Genomic DNA, 15,088 nt, shown 5'->3' on the forward strand with positions numbered 1-15,088 from the left:
ATGAGCACCCTGCAGAGCGTCCCGGCCCTCGGGACGCACCCGGCCGACGGTTCGACCCCGAGCCGCGCCGAAACCCGGGAACAGCTGTCCAAGGCGACGTACGACCTCCTGGTGATCGGTGGCGGCATCCTGGGCATCTCCACTGCCTGGCACGCCGCGCAGGCCGGGCTGCGGGTGGCCCTGGTGGACGCCGGCGACTTCGCCGGCGCCACCTCCTCCGCCTCCTCCAAGCTGCTGCACGGCGGACTGCGCTACCTGCAGACCGGTGCGGTGAAGCTGGTGGCGGAGAACCACTTCGAGCGGCGTGCGGTCTCCCGTGAGGTGGCGCCGCACCTCGCCAACCCCCTCACCTTCTACCTGCCCGTCTACAAGGGCGGCCCGCACGGCGCGGCCAAGCTCGGCGCCGGTGTCTTCGCCTACTCCGCGCTCTCCGCGTTCGGCGACGGTGTCGGCCACGTCATATCGCCGGCCAAGGCCCAGCGCGACGTGCCGGAGCTGCGGACCGAGAACCTCAAGGCCGTCGCGGTCTACGGCGACGACCAGATGAACGACGCCCGTATGGCGCTGATGACCGTCCGCGCCGCCGTCGCGGCCGGCGCCACGGTCCTCAACCACGCCGAGGTCACCGGGCTGCGCTTCACCCAGGGCCGGGTCACCGGTGCCGAGCTGAAGGACCGCACGGACGGCGAGGAGTTCGGCGTCAGCGCCCGCCTCGTCCTCAACGCCACCGGCCCGTGGGTGGACCACCTGCGCACGATGGAGGACCCGAACGCGGCCCCCTCCATCCGCCTCTCCAAGGGCGCGCACCTGGTCCTCAAGCGCACCTCCCCCTGGAAGGCGGCGCTGGCCACCCCGATCGACAAGTACCGCATCACCTTCGCCCTCCCCTGGGAGGACATGCTGCTGCTCGGTACCACCGACGAGGAGTACGAGGGCGACCCGGCGGACGTCGCGGTCACCGAGAAGGACACCGCCCAGATCCTGGACGAGGCCGCCTTCTCCGTCCGTGACCAGCAGCTGTCGCGGGACCTGATCACCTACTCGTTCGCCGGTCTGCGGGTGCTGCCCGGCGGCCCCGGCGACACCTCCAAGGCCAAGCGCGAGACGGTCGTGACCGAGGGCAGCGGCGGCATGCTGTCCGTCGCGGGCGGCAAGTGGACGACCTTCCGCCACATCGGCCGTACGGTCATGAACAAGCTCGCCGCGCTCCCCGGCCACCCGCTGGCCGGTGACATGGAGCCGATCTCGCACCTGCCGAAGAAGCTCCCGCTGCCCGGTATCGCCAACCCGAACGCGGTGGCGCACCGCCTGCTGATCGACGGCACCGCCAACGGTCCGCAGATGGCGCCGGAGACCGCGCGGCACCTCGCCACGCACTACGGCTCGCTGTCGTTCGACATCGCGCGCCTGGCGAACGAGAACCCGGAGCTGGCCGAGCGCATCCACCCGGACGCACCGGAGATCTGGGCGCAGGTCGCGTACGCCCGTGACCACGAGTGGGCCGAGACCGTGGACGACGTGCTGCGCCGCCGTACCACGCTGACCATCCGCGGCCTGGACACGGAGGACGTCCGCGCCAAGGTGAAGGGCATGCTCGAAGGCTGATCCCGGGGCGTACGCCGCGCGCGTACGGTCCGGTCGGAGGGGCGGTTCCCGTACGGGGCCGCCCCTCCGGCGTGTGCGGGTGCGGAGGGCGGAGGCCGCCGGGGCCGCCCTCCTGTACCGCCCGGTACGCACCAGGCTGGGGCCGGGGCCGCAGGTCGGGCCATAATGGGCTCAGACATCGGATGTCTGGGGAGATGTCCGGCGGGTCCGAAGGGGGAGGTCGGCCGTGGCGGTCACTGATGAGGCCATCGAGAAGATCAAGGGGATGATCGTCTCGGGGGCGTTGCGGCCGGGCGACCGGCTGCCGAAGGAGAGCGAACTCGCCGCGGAGCTGGGCCTGTCGCGCAATTCGCTGCGCGAGGCGGTGCGGGCGCTGTCGCTGATCCGCATCCTCGACGTACGGCAGGGCGACGGCACGTACGTCACCAGCCTCGATCCGCAGCTGCTGCTGGAGGCGCTGAGCTTCGTGGTGGACTTCCACCGCGACGACACGGTGCTGGAGTTCCTCTCCGTCCGCCGGATCCTGGAGCCCGCCGCCACCGCGATGGCCGCCGGGCGGATCGATCCGGCCGAACTCGATGCGCTGGACGCGGGGTTGGCGGCGCTGGGCCCGGAGCCGTCGGTGGAGGAGCTGGTCGCCGGGGACCTGGAGTTCCACCGGCGGATCGTCGCGGCGTCCGGCAACTCCGTGCTCTGCTCCCTGCTGGAGGGCCTGTCGGGGCCGACCACCCGGGCGCGGGTCTGGCGCGGGCTGACGCAGAAGGACGCGGTGGCCCGGACGCTCACCGAGCACCGCGCGATCCTCGCCGCCCTGCGCGACGGCGACGCGGAGGCGGCGCGGGCGTGGGCGACGGTCCATATCGCGAGTGTGGAGCAGTGGTTGCGGTCGACGTTGTGAGGGCCGGGCACCGGGGCGGCGCGGCGGGCCGTGCGGGCGCCGGAGCCGTGGCGGTCGGCCGGGCCGCGCGCCGTACCGCTCTCAGCCGGCCCCGTCGCCCGTCTCCCCGATCCCGTACACCCGCGCCGCCGTCCCCCCGAAGACCGCGGCGCGTTCGGCGGCGGTGAGGTGGGCGGTGGCGGTCTCGGCGAGGGTGTGGACGGTGGCGTAGTCGGCGGCGAGGGTGCAGACCGGCCAGTCGGAGCCGAAGAGGACCCGGTCGGGGCCGAAGGCGTCGAGGACGTGCCGGGCGTACGGCAGGAGTTGGCCGGGCCGCCAGTGCGTCCAGTCGGCCTCGGTGACCAGCCCGGAGAGTTTGCAGCTGACGTGCGGCAGGGCGGCGAGGGCGGTGAGCGCCGCGGCCCAGCCCGCGTCGCCGCCGCCGACCGCCGGTTTCCCCGCGTGGTCCAGGACGAACGCCAGCTCCGGTACGGCGCGGGCGGCGGCGAGCGCGGCGGGCAGTTCGCGCGGGGTGACCAGCAGGTCGTAGACGCGTCCGGCGGCCGCCACGGCGCGCAGTCCGCGCAGTACACCGGGGCGGATCAGCCAGTCCGGGTCCGGCTCGTCCTGCACCTGGTGGCGCAGGCCCACCAGGGCGGGCGGGTGCGCGGCGAGCGTCGCGGGCAGGGCGGGGTCGGTGAGATCGGCCCAGCCGACGACGCCCCGCACCGGGCCGGGGCCCGCCGCCACCGTCAGCAGCTCGGCGGTCTCCTCCGCGGAGGACGAGGACTGGACGAGGACGGTGGCGTCGATGCGGTGCGCAGCAAGCTGCGGGACCAGTTCGGCGAGGGTGTGGTCGCGGCGCAGCGGATCGGCCCAGGGGCCGGTCATCCAGGGCTGCGGGCGGCGGGAGAGGTCCCACAGGTGGTGGTGGGCGTCGATGCGCATCGGTGGTCTCCGGGTCGGTGACGGGCGGCTCGGGGCCCGCGGGCGGCGGTTCAGGGTGCGGCGGTCGGCAGCGGTACGCCGGGGGCGAGCAGCCCGCGGTCGACGAGGGCGGGCCACAGCGCGTCGGGGATGTCGTGGCGGAAGAGCGCGGCGTTCTCGGTGGCCTCCCGGGCGCTTGCCGCACCGACGACCACCCCGGCGACCGACGGATGGCCGAACGGGAAGCGGAGCGCGGCCGCCTTGAGCGGGACGCCGAACGTGGCGCAGACGGCGGCGAGTTCGCGGGCGCGGGCGACCAGGTGCGGCGGGGCGGGCGCGTAGTCGTACGGGGCGCCGGGCGACGGGTCGGCGAGCAGGCCGGAGTTGTAGACGCCGCCGACGACGACGGAGGTGCCGCGGCGGGCGCAGACCGGCAGCAGATCGTCGAGGGCGGTGCGCTCCAGGAGCGTCCAGCGCCCGGCGCAGAGCACCACATCCACGTCGAGGTCGGCGACCAGCCGGGCGAGGACGTCGCTGTGGTTCATGCCGAAGCCGATGGCGCCGACCCGGCCCTCGGCGCGGAGTTCGGCGAGCGCCGGGTAGCCGGTGGCGTACACCTCGGGCAGATGGTGTTCGACGTCGTGCAGATAGACGATCTCGACGGTGTCGGTGCCGAGGCGTGCGAGGGAGGCGTCGAGGGTGGCGCGGATGCCGTCGCGGGTGAAGTCCCAGGTCCGGGCGCGGGCGGGGGTGGCGACGAACCCCTCCCCCGCGGGCGTCTCCCCCGGTGCGAGCGGTCGCAGGCGGCGGCCCACCTTGGTGGCGAGGGTGTATCCGGCGCGGTCGTGGCCGCGCAGCGCCCGGCCGAGGCGTTCCTCGGCGAGGCCGACGCCGTAGTGCGGCGCGGCGTCGAAGTGGCCGACGCCCGCGGCGAGGGCGGCGCGGACGGTGGCCAGGGCATCGTCCTCGGCCAGGGCGCGGTAGAGGTTGCCGAGCGGGGCGCAGCCGAGGCCGAGCGGCGGGACGGTGACGGCGGACCGGCCGAGCCGGCGCGGGCCGCGGGGCGGTGGGGTCATGGCGTCCGGCTCCTCGTTCAGTCCTGTTTCCCGCCGCCGGCGAACCGGGAGATGACCAGCGCGACGATGATGATCGCGCCGTTGAGGAACTGCGTCCACAGCGGCGGCACCCCGGCCAGCGTCATCACGTTGATGACGAGTTGGAGGGTGAGGACGCCGGTCAGCGCGCCGAAGAGGGTGCCTCGGCCGCCCTTGAGGCTGATGCCGCCGATCACCGCGGCAGCGAAGACCTGGAAGATCCAGCCGTTGCCCTGGCTCGCCGAGACCGCGCCGTAGTGGCCGGTGTAGAGGATCCCGGCGAACGCGGCGAGGAGTCCGCCGACGGCGAGGACGATCCAGGTGAGCCGGTCGACGCGGATCCCGGCCGCGCGGGCCGCCTCCGGGTTGCCGCCGACCGCGTACAGCGCCCGGCCGTGCCGCAGGTACCCGAGGGCGGCGCCCCCGGCGGCGAAGAGGGCGAGGCAGATCCAGACGGCGGCGGGGACGCCGAGCCAGGTGGCGCCGCCGAGGTAGGCGAAGGACGGCGGGACGTCGCCGATGGAGCGGCCCTCGGAGAGCCCGACCTGGAGGCCGCGGAGCGCGGTGAGCATGCCGAGGGTGGCGATGAAGCCGTTGACGCGGAGGGTGAGGATGAGGAAGCCGTTGACGGTGCCGATCGCGGCGCCGACGGCGAGGCAGAGCGGCACGGCGGTCCAGGCGGGCAGCAGCTCCAGGCCCGTGAAGCGGTCGCCGTGCGCGGGCATCACCAGCCACAGCGCGACCACCGGCGCCAGCCCGATGGTCGACTCCAGCGAGAGGTCCATCCGGCCGCTGATGAGGATCAGCGCCTCGCCGAGGACGAGCAGGCCGAGTTCGGTGGACTGCTGGACGACGCCGACGAGGTTGTCGCGGGTGAGGAAGGCGGGCGAGACGATGAAGCCGATCACGCCCAGTACGAGGATCACCGGGACGAGCGAGAAGTCCCGCCAGCGGCCCGGCCCCGCCGCGCGGACGCGGGGCGCGGCGGACGCGGCCGCCGCCCCGGCGTCGGGCGGCGCTGCGGTCTCGGTCATGGCGCGGTTCCTTCCGTTGCGTCGGGGCGGGCGGCGGGGGCGGCCGGGGCATCGGCCGGGGGCGCGGGCGGGCCGGCGGGCGTAGTGGCGGGCGGGCCGGCGGGCGTCGCGGCGGCCGGGCCTGCGGGCGTCGCGGCGGCGCCGTGCGCGGGGCGTCCGCCCGGGGCTTCGACGGCCGCGCCCGGTGGCGCCATCCCCTCCATCGCCGCGACCAGCTCCCCGTCGTGCCATCCGGCGGCGAACTCCCCGGTCACCCGGCCGCGGAAGAGCGTCAGGACCCGGTCGCAGATCCGCAGGTCGTCCAGTTCGTCGGAGACGATCAGCGCGCAGGCGCCCGCGTCCGCGACCCGCCGTACGGCGGTGAGCAGCGCCTGCTTGGACGTGATGTCGACGCCGTTGGTGGGGCGTACGGCGACGAGCACCCGGGGCTCGCGGGCCAGGGCGCGGGCGATGACGACCTTCTGCTGGTTGCCGCCGGAGAGCCCGGTCACCGGCGCGGCGGGTCCGGCCGCCTTGATGTCCAGCGCGGTGATCATCCGCCGGGCGAACTCCCGGGCCCGGGAGGGCAGCACGGTGCCGCCCGGGCCCAGCTGGTCGCCCACGGTCAGGGTGACGTTCTCGGCGACGCTGCGGGTGGCGACCAGCCCCTCGCGGTGCCGGTCCTCCGGTACGTAGCCGATCCCGGCGGCCAGGGCGTGCGGGACGGAGCCGGTGCGGACCGGGCGGTCGCCCACTGTGATCCGGCCGCCGCCGGGGGCCCGCAGCCCGGCCAGCGTCTCGGCGAGGGCGGTGGCCCCGCTCCCGGCGGCGCCCGCCAGGCCGACCAGCTCCCCGGCGCGTACGGTCAGGCCGACGGGGGCGAAGTGGCCGTCCAGGGCGAGGCGTTCGGTGCGCAGCACCTCGGGGCCGGGCGGGCCGGGCGGTGGGCGGTGGGCGGCGGCGCCCGGCCGCTCCCCCGTCATCGCCTCGACGAGCGCGTCCCGGGACAGCCCGGCTACGGGCGCGGTCAGCACCCGGCGGGCGTCCCGGAGCACGGTGACGGTGTCACACAGCTCGTGGACCTCCTGGAGGTGGTGCGAGATGAAGAGAAAGGCGACGCCCCGGGCGCGCAGGGCGCGCAGCTCGGTGAAGAGCCGGTCGATTCCGGCGGCGTCGAGGCGGGCGGTCGGCTCGTCGAGGACGATCAGCCGGGCGCCGTGCGTCAGGGCCCGGGCGATCTCCACGAACTGCCGCTGCTCGACGCCGAGTTCGCGGATCCGAGCGGCCGGGTCGACATCGACGCCGTACTCCGCCAGCACCTCGCGGGCGCGGGCGCGCAGGGCCCGCCAGCGGATGCGGCCGCGCGGGAGGTGGCCCAGGTGGAGGTTTTCCGCGACGGTCAGGTCCGGGACGGTCATCGACCGCTGGTGGACGCAGGCCACCCGGCGCTGCCAGGCCGCGGCGTCACCGAAGCGGGGCGCCGCCCGCCCGGCGAAGCTGACGGTGCCGGTGTCCGGCCGCACCAGCCCGGTGAGGACCGACACCAGGGTGGACTTCCCGGCGCCGTTGCGGCCGACGAGGGCGTGGGCCTCGCCGGGCCGGACGGTCAGCCGGACGCCGTCGAGGGCGAGGGTCGGGCCGAAGCGTTTGCGGATGCCTTCGGCGTGGAGGGCGGGCGGGGCACCGGGGTTGCCGGGGCCGGTGCGCGCACCGGGCGGCCTCCCGGCGTGCGGCCCGGCACCGTCGCCGGGGCCGGGCCCGGCAGGGCCGCCGGACGCGGTGTGCTCCCCTGGCGGCCCGCCCCGCCCCGTCACTTCTTCTCCAGCTGATTGGCCCAGAGCGCCCGGTCGTCGACGTTCTCCTTGGTGACGAGGGGTGCCGGAAGCTGGTCCTCCAGGCCGTTCGGGATCTTCACGATGGTGGAGCCGTGGTCGGTCGGGCCGGGCCGGAACGTCTTCTTCGCCAGGGCGGCGCGCGCGTAGAAGAGGGCGTACTGCGCGTAGAGGTCGGCGGGCTGGGAGAGGGTGGCGTCGATCTGCCCGGCGCGGATGGCGGCGAGTTCGTCGGGGATGCCGTCGTTGGAGATGACGGTGAGGTGGCCGGGGGTGCCCGCCGGCCGGAGGCGCTTCTCCTGTTTCAGGAGGGCGAGGACGGGCTGGAGGAAGGCGCCCCCGGCCTGGAGGTAGAGCCCGTCGAGGTCCGGGTGCTGGGCCAGCAGGCTCTGGAGCTTGGCGGAGGCGACCTCGCCCTTCCAGTCGGTAACCAGCTCGTGCACGGTGATCCCCGGGTACTTCTTCTTCATGCAGGCGGCGAACGCCTCGGAGCGGTCGCGTCCGTTGACGGAGCTGAGGTCGCCCTGGAGTTCGGCGACCCGGCCGTGCCCGCCGAGCTTGCGGCCGAGGTAGTCGCAGGACTTCTCGCCGTACGCGCGGTTGTCGGCCCGTACGACCATGTAGACGGCGCCCTTGTCGGGGCGGGTGTCGACGCTGACGACGGGGATCTTCTTCGCCGCCAGGCGTTGCAGGGCGGTGGTGACCGCGCCGGTGTCCTGTGGGGCCATGACGACGGCCCTGGCGCCCTGGTCGGTGAGGGCCTGGACGTTGGAGACGACCTTGGCGACGTCGTTCTGGGAGGTGGACAGGGGCAGCGCGGGGACGCCGTCGCGGTCGATGTCGTGTTCCAGATAGCGCTGGTAGGAGCTCCAGAAGTCGGTGTCGGTGCGCGGTATGTCGATGCCGATCCGCCCGGCCGTGGCGTCGCTGCCACGGTTGCAGCCGGTGAGTGCGGCGGTGGCCAGCACCGCGGCGCAGGCCAGCGCGCCGGTCGTACGCGGTCCCATGCTCATCCCTCCGTCGTAGGGTCGCGGGTGGGTCAGGTGGCGGGGCGCAGGCGCAGGCCCTGCATGCCGCCGTCGACGGCGAGCGCGGTTCCGGTGATACCGGAGGCGCCCGGCGAGGCGAGGTGGACGATGGCGGCGGCGACCTCCTCCGCCGTCACCAGCCGGCCCATCGGCTGGCGGGCGCAGAGCGCGGCGCGTTCCGCCTCCGGGTCATCGGCGAGGTCCAGCAGGCGGCCGACCCAGGGGGTGTCCGCGGTGCCGGGGTTGACGCAGTTGACCCGGATGCCGTCGCGGAGGTGGTCGGCGGCCATCGCCAGGGTCAGCGAGAGGACCGCGCCCTTGCTGGCGCTGTAGAGGACGCGCTGCGGCAGCCCGGCGGTGGCCGCGATGGAGCAGGTGTGGGTGAGCGAGACCCGGCCCGGTGCGGTGGCGGCGGCGCGGCGCAGCCAGGGCAGCGCGGCGCGGGCGGTGCGCACCAGACCGAGGACGTTGACGTCCAGCACCCGCGCCCACTCGGCGTCGTCGTTGTCCTCGACGGTGCCGACGGCGCCGATCCCGGCGTTGCCGACGACGGTGTGCAGCGCGCCGCCGACCGCGTCCGCCGCCTCGTCGACGGCGGCGCGGACCGCCTCGTCCGAGGTGACGTCGGCGGTGACGCGGACCGCGCCGTCCGGGGCGCCGGACGGATCGCGGTCGAGGACGGCGACGCGGGCGCCGCGCGCCAGCAGCAGCGCGGCGGTGGCCGCGCCGATGCCGGAGCCGCCGCCGGTGACGAGGGCGCCCTGTCCGGCGAAGTCGGCCGGTACGCGGTTCATGCGGTGACCTCCTGGGTGCCGTGCGGTCCGGGGGCGCGGCGGGCGCGCCAGACCGGGCCGTCGGGGAAGCGGTGGGCGGTGAGCGAGGCGGGCTTCATCCGGGCGGAGAACCCGGGCGCGGCCGGGGCCCGGTAGCGGCCGCGTTCGACGACGACGGGGTCGGTGAAGTGCTCGTGGAGGTGGTCGACGTACTCGATGACGCGGTCCTCCCAACTCCCGGACACCGCCACGTAGTCGAACATCGCAAGGTGCTGGACCAGCTCGCACAGGCCGACGCCGCCGGCGTGCGGGCAGACCGGCACGCCGTACTTGGCGGCGAGCAGCAGGATCGCGAGGTTGTCGTTGACCCCGGCGACCCGGGCCGCGTCGATCTGCACGATGTCGACGGCCCCGGCCTGGAGCAGCTGTTTGAACACCACGCGGTTGGCGGCGTGTTCACCGGTGGCGACCTTCACCGGTTGCCCGGCGCGCACCGCGGCGTGGCCGAGGATGTCGTCGGGGCTGGTGGGCTCCTCGATCCAGTACGGCGCGTACGGCGCGAGCGCGGTCATCCAGCGGACGGCCTCGGGCACGTCCCAGCGCTGGTTGGCGTCGACGGCGATCCGTACCGCCGGTCCGACGGCCGCACGGGCCAGCCGCATCCGGCGCAGATCGTCGCCGAGGTCCGCGCCGACCTTGAGCTTGATCTGCCCGAAGCCGTCGGCGACCGCCTCCTCGGCGAGCCGCACCAGCTTCCCGTCGTCGTAGCCGAGCCACCCCGGGGACGTGGTGTACGCGGGGTAGCCCTCGGCTCTCAGGCGGGCGGTGCGGGCGGCCCGGCCGGGCTCCGCGGCGCACAGGATCGCCAGCGCCTCGCCGGGCGTGAGGGCGTCGGTGAGATAGCGGAAGTCGACGAGCGCGACCAACTCCGCGGGGGTCATGGTGGCCAGGAACTCCCAGACCGGCAGCCCGGCGCGGGTCGCCGCCAGATCCCAGGCGGCGTTGACGACCGCCCCCGCCGCCATGTGCATCACGCCCTTCTCCGGGCCGAGCCAGCGCAGCGGCGAATCGTGGGTAAGGGTGCGGTGCAGCGCGCCGAGCGCGTCCGCGGTGAGCGGCGCGGGGTGGCCGACGACGTACGGCGCGAGGGCACGGATCGCCTCGGCCATCACCTCGTTGCCGCGGCCGATGGTGAAGCAGAAGCCGTGGCCGGGCGGGCCGCCGGAGGTCCGCAGGACGGCATAGGCGGCGGAGTAGTCGGGGTCGGGGTTCATCGCGTCCGAACCGTCGAGCTGTTCCGAGGTGGGGAAGCGGACGTCGTGGACCTCCAGCTCCGTGACGGTGTCGGTGACGGCCATGCGCACGCCCCTCGGGTTGTGGTGGCGGGAACACACAGGAGCAGGAAGCTGAGAAGAGCGGAGGAGATCAGAGGAGATCGGACCTTTCGCGGTCATCCGATGTATAGCGCCGCCCGCGCGGCATCGTCCAGCCCCCATACGGAAGTGGCTCGAAGACCCTTCCGAACACCTCGGATGAATGGGCACCCATTCGTGCACAGGGGCTGCGGACGGGCGCCACGGACCCCGTAGGCTGGGGAGCGCACGCAAGGAAACGGGTGCCGGCGGCCGCGGAGCGGCGGACGACCGGCCGGAAGGAGGCGCTGGGTGATCGAGCTGGAGGGTGTTCCCGAGCTGATCGACCCGGTGATGGTGGCCGCGTTCGAAGGCTGGAACGACGCCGGCGACGCCGCCTCCGCCGCGGTCGCTCATCTGCACCGGGAATGGCAGGGCAAGGTCTTCGCGGCGCTCGACGCCGAGGACTACTACGACTTCCAGGTCAACCGCCCGACCGTCTTCCTGGAGGACGGCGTCCGCAAGGTCACCTGGCCCACCACGCGGCTGTCCGTCGTCCGCGTCGACGACGCCGACGGCAAGGGCCGCCGCCGCGATCTGGTGCTGGTCCGCGGTATCGAGCCGAGCATGCGCTGGCGCTCGTTCTGCAACGAGATCCTCAGCTTCGCGCATGAGCTGGGCGTGGAGATGCTGGTGGTGCTGGGCGCGCTGCTCGGCGACACCCCGCACACCCGGCCGGTGCCGGTCAGCGGCGTCACCTCGGACACCGACCTCGCCACCCGCATGGAGCTGGAGGAGTCCCGCTACGAGGGCCCCACCGGCATCGTCGGCATCCTCCAGGAGGCATGCACCCACGCCGGGGTGCCCGCCGTCAGCCTCTGGGCCGCGGTGCCGCACTACGTCTCCCAGCCGCCCAACCCGAAGGCCAGCCTGGCGCTGCTCAACCGCCTGGAGGACCTGCTCGGCATCCGTATCCCGCAGGGCGAGCTCACCGAGGACGCCCGCGCCTGGCAGCTCGGCGTGGACCAGCTGGCGGCCGAGGACAGCGAGGTCGCCGAGTACGTCCAGACGCTGGAGGAGGCGCGGGACACCGCGGATCTGCCGGAGGCGTCCGGCGACGCCATCGCCCGGGAATTCGAGCGCTATCTGCGCCGCCGGGACCCGCAGCCCGACCCCGGCCGCGCCTGGCCCCGGCTCCCCAAGGAGCCCCGGGACCCGAAGGACGCCGGAGCCGACCCGTCGGACGGGCCGGAGGCCGACGGCGGGAGGTAGCCGCCGCGGACGGGCGGGAGATAGCCGCTCACGGACGGGCGGGGCGGGGCCGGGCGGTCCGGCCCCGCCCGTCCGCGTTCCCGGCCCCGGGCTTCCCTCGTACCCACGGCCTCCGGCCTCCGGGCTCCGGCCTCCGGGCTCCGGGCTCCGGACTCCCCGCAGACGCGGAAGGGGCGCCCCCGCCGATGCGGAGACGCCCCGAGGACCGGTGAGCCGTTACAGCGCGACGCCCAGCAGCGCGTCCACCGTCCGCGAGACCAGACCCGGCGCGCCCTCGTCGCTGCCGCCGCCGGACTCCTGCGCGGCGGCCCAGCGGTCGACGGCCGCCAGCGCCGCGGGCGAGTCCAGGTCGTCGGCGAGCGCCGTACGGACCTCCTCCAGCAGCGCCTCGGCGGGCGGGCCGTCGGGGCGGGAGACGGCGGCGCGCCAGCGCGCCAGCCGGTCCACGGCCTCCGCCAGCACCGCGTCGGTCCACTCCCAGTCGCTGCGGTAGTGGTGCGACAGGAGCGCCAGCCGGATCGCCGCCGGGTCGACGCCGTCGCGGCGCACCGCCGAGACGAAGACCAGATTGCCCTTGGACTTCGACATCTTCTCGCCGTCCAGCGCCACCATCCCGGCGTGGACGTACGCCTTGGCGAAGGGGTGCTCGCCGGTCAGCGCCTGGGCGTGCGAGGCGCCCATCTCGTGGTGCGGGAACGCCAGGTCGGAGCCGCCGCCCTGAACGTCGAAGCCCATGCCGAGGTGTTCCAGGGCGATGGCGACGCACTCGATGTGCCAGCCGGGGCGGCCGCGGCCCAGCGAGCCGCCGTCCCAGCTCGGCTCGCCGTCGCGGGCGGCCATCCACAGCATCGGGTCGAGCGGGTTCTTCTTGCCCTCCCGCTCCGGGTCGCCGCCGCGTTCGGCGGAGAGCAGCCGCATCGCCTCGGCGTCGAGTCCGGAGACCTCGCCGAAGTGCGGGTCGGAGGAGACGGAGAAGTAGATGTCACCGTCCAGCTCGTAGGCGGCGCCGTTGTCGCGGAGCCGTTCGACGAGCGGGACGATGCCGGGTATCGCCTCGACGGCTCCGATGTAGTGGCGGGGCGGGAGCATCCGCAGGGCCGTCATGTCCTCGCGGAACAGCGCGGTCTCGCGCTCGGCGAGCGCCGTCCAGTCGTCCCCGGTGGCGACAGCCCGCTCCAGCAGCGGATCGTCGACATCCGTGACGTTCTGCACGTAGTGAACCTGGCGCTTCGTGTCGAGCCACACGCGCTGAACCAGGTCGAACGCGTTGTAGGTCGCCGCGTGCCCCATGTGGGTGGCGTCGTACGGCGTGATGCCGCAGACATAGATACGGGCGACGGGACCGGGGTCGAGGGTCACCCGTCCGCCGGTCGCGGTGGAGTGGATCCTCAGGTCGCGGCCCTGACCAGGCAGGGCGGGGACCTCAGAAGCGGGCCATGCATGCATGTCTTGAGACTAACCGGATGCTGGTTCCGCATACGAACCGGAGGGCCGGTATTGACCGGATAGGCGTTCTTGCGTTCGATACCGGAGCGTGTATCAGGCGGCGGCCCGCGCCCCCCGCGCGCCGCCTTCGGACCCCCCGTGCGCCGGCTCCGGCGCCGTGTCAGAGCGGTGGCCAGGGGATCGGTGGCCAGTCGCCGCCGGGCTCGGGATGGCGGCCGGATGCCAGCAGGGTGGCGACCCGGGCGCGCAGCGCGGCGGTCTCGGCGGCGGTGAGGAGACCGGCCAGTCGGACGGCGAGTGGACGGCCCGCCGCCAGCTCGGCGCGCAGCCGTTCCAGCGCCGTGACCGCCTCGTCGGGCAGCGGCTCCCCGGCCCACCCCCACAGCAGGGTGCGGAGCTTGTCGTCGGTGTGGAACGTCACGCCGTGGTCGATGGCGAAGAGCCGCCCGCCGGGCCCCGGCAGCAGATGGCCGCCCTTGCGGTCCCCGTTGTTGATGACCGCGTCGAGCACGGCCAGCCGCCGCAGCCGGGCGTCGTCGGCGTGGACCAGCAGCGCCGGACGCCCCTGCCCGGTCTCCGCGAACCCGACCGCCTTCCAGCCCGGCCCCGGCTCGTCCGCCTCGACCAGCGCCAGCAGCGGCGGTATCTCCTCGCCGTCGGGCACCTCGATCCACCGCTGGACCATGCCGGGGCCGTACGGTCCCTCGCGCAGCACGGTGGCGGGTATCAGGCCCCAGCCCGTCGTCCGCGAGATCGCGTACGCGGCGGCCTCCCGCTGGGCGAGGTTGCCGTCGGGGAAGTCCCACAGCGGCCGTTCGCCCGCGACGGGCTTGTAGACGCAGTCGACGGCGCGGCCCTCGTGGGCGACGGTGCAGAAGAGGACCGCGTTGGACGCCTCCTCGATACGGCCGCGGACGGTCAGCTCGCCCTCGTTCAGGAAGGCTGTTTGAAAGGTCTCATCGTTCAGGAAAGCTTCCTGAAAGGTCCGTTCGTTCAGGGAGCCTTCCTGAAAGGTCTCACCGCTCAGGGAGCCTGCCTGAACGTCCTGGACCTCGTCGGCCTCGCGACCGGCGCCCCGCTCCTCGGCACCGGGCCGCTCCTCGGCCTCGGGCCGGCCCGGCGGTGTCGCGGGGCCGGGGAGTACCGGTTCTGCGGTGGGTTCCATGGTGGTCAGGCGTCCCGCCGGTAGCCGTTCTGGCGCGGGCAGACGTGTCCCTCGGGGTCGAGCGGCAGGCTGCACAGCGGGCACGGCGGGCGCCCGGCGTTCACCACCTCCAGGGCGCGCTTGGCGAAGGCGCGCGCCATGGTGCCGGTCATCCGCACCCGCAGCATCGGCGGGCCGTTCTCGTCGTCCTGGAGCAGCCGCTCCTCGGCCTCGGCGAGGTCCTCCTCGCTGTCGGCTTCCAGCTCGACCAGCGCCTGCGCCTCGATGATCATGCGCTCGTCCTCGCCGTCCCAGGCGAGCGCCATGGTGCCGACGCGGAACTCCTCCTCGACCGGCGTCTCCAACGGCGCGGTGTCGGCCAGCTCCGCGGGCGCGACGGCGGGCACCGGGGCGTTGCCGCCGCTGCGCCGCACCACCTCGTCCAGCAGCTCGTCGATCCGCTCGGCGAGCGCGGCGACCTGCGTCTTCTCCAGGGCGACGCTGGTGGTCCGGCCGGCCGTGGTGGCCTGGAGGAAGAAACTACGGCGGCCAGGCAGCCCGACCGTACCGGCCACGAAGCGGTCCGGCGCGTCGTAGAAGAACACCTGACGGGACAACGTCCTGCTCCGATTGCTCGACTGCGGGGGCTGAGCGGTCGCTGCGGCCCCTGTGTTCAGTGCGGTCAGTGCGCTCACGGCACGGTTCGCAGAGGTGTCACGGGCAGC

General features: G+C 74.4%; 13 protein-coding genes. 3 read left to right on the forward strand and 10 right to left on the reverse strand.

Features of this window, described 5'->3' with window-relative positions; genetic code table 11:
* Together ACFWWQ_RS19280 and ACFWWQ_RS19285 are read left to right on the forward strand one after the other, a co-directional pair.
* Positions 1-1,605 (forward strand): FAD-dependent oxidoreductase, encoded by a 1,605-nt coding sequence (locus ACFWWQ_RS19280; protein WP_384597648.1) that lies wholly within the window; start codon positions 1-3, stop codon positions 1,603-1,605.
* Positions 1,606-1,831: 226 nt separating this feature from the next.
* Entirely contained in the window at positions 1,832-2,503 is a 672-nt protein-coding gene (locus ACFWWQ_RS19285) for a FadR/GntR family transcriptional regulator (protein WP_384597650.1), read from the forward strand.
* Positions 2,504-2,584: 81 nt separating this feature from the next.
* On the opposite strand, the gene ACFWWQ_RS19290 is transcribed toward ACFWWQ_RS19285, so the two are convergent.
* The 7 genes from ACFWWQ_RS19290 to ACFWWQ_RS19320 form a co-directional block, all read right to left on the reverse strand.
* Positions 2,585-3,430: an amidohydrolase family protein gene (locus tag ACFWWQ_RS19290; protein ID WP_384597652.1), complete on the reverse strand. Its 846-nt coding sequence runs from the start codon at positions 3,428-3,430 to the stop codon at positions 2,585-2,587.
* A 50-nt stretch (positions 3,431-3,480) separates the two neighbouring features.
* Positions 3,481-4,485, reverse strand: coding sequence for an aldo/keto reductase (locus ACFWWQ_RS19295; protein WP_384597654.1), 1,005 nt, complete (start codon positions 4,483-4,485; stop codon positions 3,481-3,483).
* A 17-nt stretch (positions 4,486-4,502) separates the two neighbouring features.
* Complete coding sequence (locus tag ACFWWQ_RS19300; RefSeq protein ID WP_384597656.1) at positions 4,503-5,537, reverse strand: ABC transporter permease; 1,035 nt, start codon at positions 5,535-5,537, stop codon at positions 4,503-4,505.
* Complete coding sequence (locus tag ACFWWQ_RS19305) at positions 5,534-7,171, reverse strand: sugar ABC transporter ATP-binding protein (RefSeq protein ID WP_384597706.1); 1,638 nt, start codon at positions 7,169-7,171, stop codon at positions 5,534-5,536. Before ACFWWQ_RS19305 ends, ACFWWQ_RS19300 begins: the two co-directional genes overlap by 4 nt.
* 155 nt (positions 7,172-7,326) lie before the next feature.
* Complete coding sequence (locus ACFWWQ_RS19310; protein WP_384597707.1) at positions 7,327-8,355, reverse strand: sugar ABC transporter substrate-binding protein; 1,029 nt, start codon at positions 8,353-8,355, stop codon at positions 7,327-7,329.
* 32 nt (positions 8,356-8,387) lie between these two features.
* Complete coding sequence (locus ACFWWQ_RS19315) at positions 8,388-9,170, reverse strand: SDR family NAD(P)-dependent oxidoreductase (RefSeq protein ID WP_384597658.1); 783 nt, start codon at positions 9,168-9,170, stop codon at positions 8,388-8,390.
* Positions 9,167-10,507, reverse strand: a complete 1,341-nt coding sequence (locus tag ACFWWQ_RS19320) for an enolase C-terminal domain-like protein (RefSeq protein ID WP_384597660.1) — start codon at positions 10,505-10,507, stop codon at positions 9,167-9,169. Before ACFWWQ_RS19320 ends, ACFWWQ_RS19315 begins: the two co-directional genes overlap by 4 nt.
* 306 nt (positions 10,508-10,813) lie before the next feature.
* On the opposite strand from ACFWWQ_RS19320, the gene ACFWWQ_RS19325 reads away from it, so the two are divergent.
* Positions 10,814-11,773, forward strand: coding sequence for a PAC2 family protein (locus ACFWWQ_RS19325; protein ID WP_384597662.1), 960 nt, complete (start codon positions 10,814-10,816; stop codon positions 11,771-11,773).
* 216 nt (positions 11,774-11,989) lie between these two features.
* Here the strand turns inward: ACFWWQ_RS19325 and mshC are convergent, their stop codons facing one another.
* The 3 genes from mshC to ACFWWQ_RS19340 all read right to left on the reverse strand — a co-directional run bounded on the left by mshC (position 11,990) and on the right by ACFWWQ_RS19340 (position 14,980).
* Positions 11,990-13,219 (reverse strand): cysteine--1-D-myo-inosityl 2-amino-2-deoxy-alpha-D-glucopyranoside ligase, encoded by a 1,230-nt coding sequence (mshC, locus tag ACFWWQ_RS19330; protein WP_384597664.1) that lies wholly within the window; start codon positions 13,217-13,219, stop codon positions 11,990-11,992.
* Positions 13,220-13,379: 160 nt separating this feature from the next.
* Complete coding sequence (locus ACFWWQ_RS19335; protein ID WP_384597666.1) at positions 13,380-14,384, reverse strand: SCO1664 family protein; 1,005 nt, start codon at positions 14,382-14,384, stop codon at positions 13,380-13,382.
* 5 nt (positions 14,385-14,389) lie between these two features.
* Positions 14,390-14,980 (reverse strand): DUF3090 domain-containing protein, encoded by a 591-nt coding sequence (locus ACFWWQ_RS19340; protein WP_384597668.1) that lies wholly within the window; start codon positions 14,978-14,980, stop codon positions 14,390-14,392.
* Positions 14,981-15,088 lie beyond the last annotated feature (108 nt).

Origin of the sequence: Streptomyces sp. NPDC059080 (assembly GCF_042739975.1) — a bacterium.
GTDB lineage: Bacteria > Actinomycetota > Actinomycetes > Streptomycetales > Streptomycetaceae > Streptomyces > Streptomyces benahoarensis.

What these genes read in the sequence shown, in the direction of transcription:
- ACFWWQ_RS19320 (WP_384597660.1), bottom strand. Translation starts at nt 10,507, where the DNA reads ATGGCCGTCACCGACACCGTCACGGAGCTGGAGGTCCACGACGTCCGC.
- ACFWWQ_RS19295 (WP_384597654.1), bottom strand. Translation starts at nt 4,485, where the DNA reads ATGACCCCACCGCCCCGCGGCCCGCGCCGGCTCGGCCGGTCCGCCGTC.
- ACFWWQ_RS19290 (WP_384597652.1), bottom strand. Translation starts at nt 3,430, where the DNA reads ATGCGCATCGACGCCCACCACCACCTGTGGGACCTCTCCCGCCGCCCG.
- ACFWWQ_RS19335 (WP_384597666.1), bottom strand. Translation starts at nt 14,384, where the DNA reads ATGGAACCCACCGCAGAACCGGTACTCCCCGGCCCCGCGACACCGCCG.
- ACFWWQ_RS19300 (WP_384597656.1), bottom strand. Translation starts at nt 5,537, where the DNA reads ATGACCGAGACCGCAGCGCCGCCCGACGCCGGGGCGGCGGCCGCGTCC.
- ACFWWQ_RS19310 (WP_384597707.1), bottom strand. Translation starts at nt 8,355, where the DNA reads ATGGGACCGCGTACGACCGGCGCGCTGGCCTGCGCCGCGGTGCTGGCC.
- ACFWWQ_RS19315 (WP_384597658.1), bottom strand. Translation starts at nt 9,170, where the DNA reads ATGAACCGCGTACCGGCCGACTTCGCCGGACAGGGCGCCCTCGTCACC.
- ACFWWQ_RS19280 (WP_384597648.1), top strand. Translation starts at nt 1, where the DNA reads ATGAGCACCCTGCAGAGCGTCCCGGCCCTCGGGACGCACCCGGCCGAC.
- mshC (WP_384597664.1), bottom strand. Translation starts at nt 13,219, where the DNA reads ATGCATGCATGGCCCGCTTCTGAGGTCCCCGCCCTGCCTGGTCAGGGC.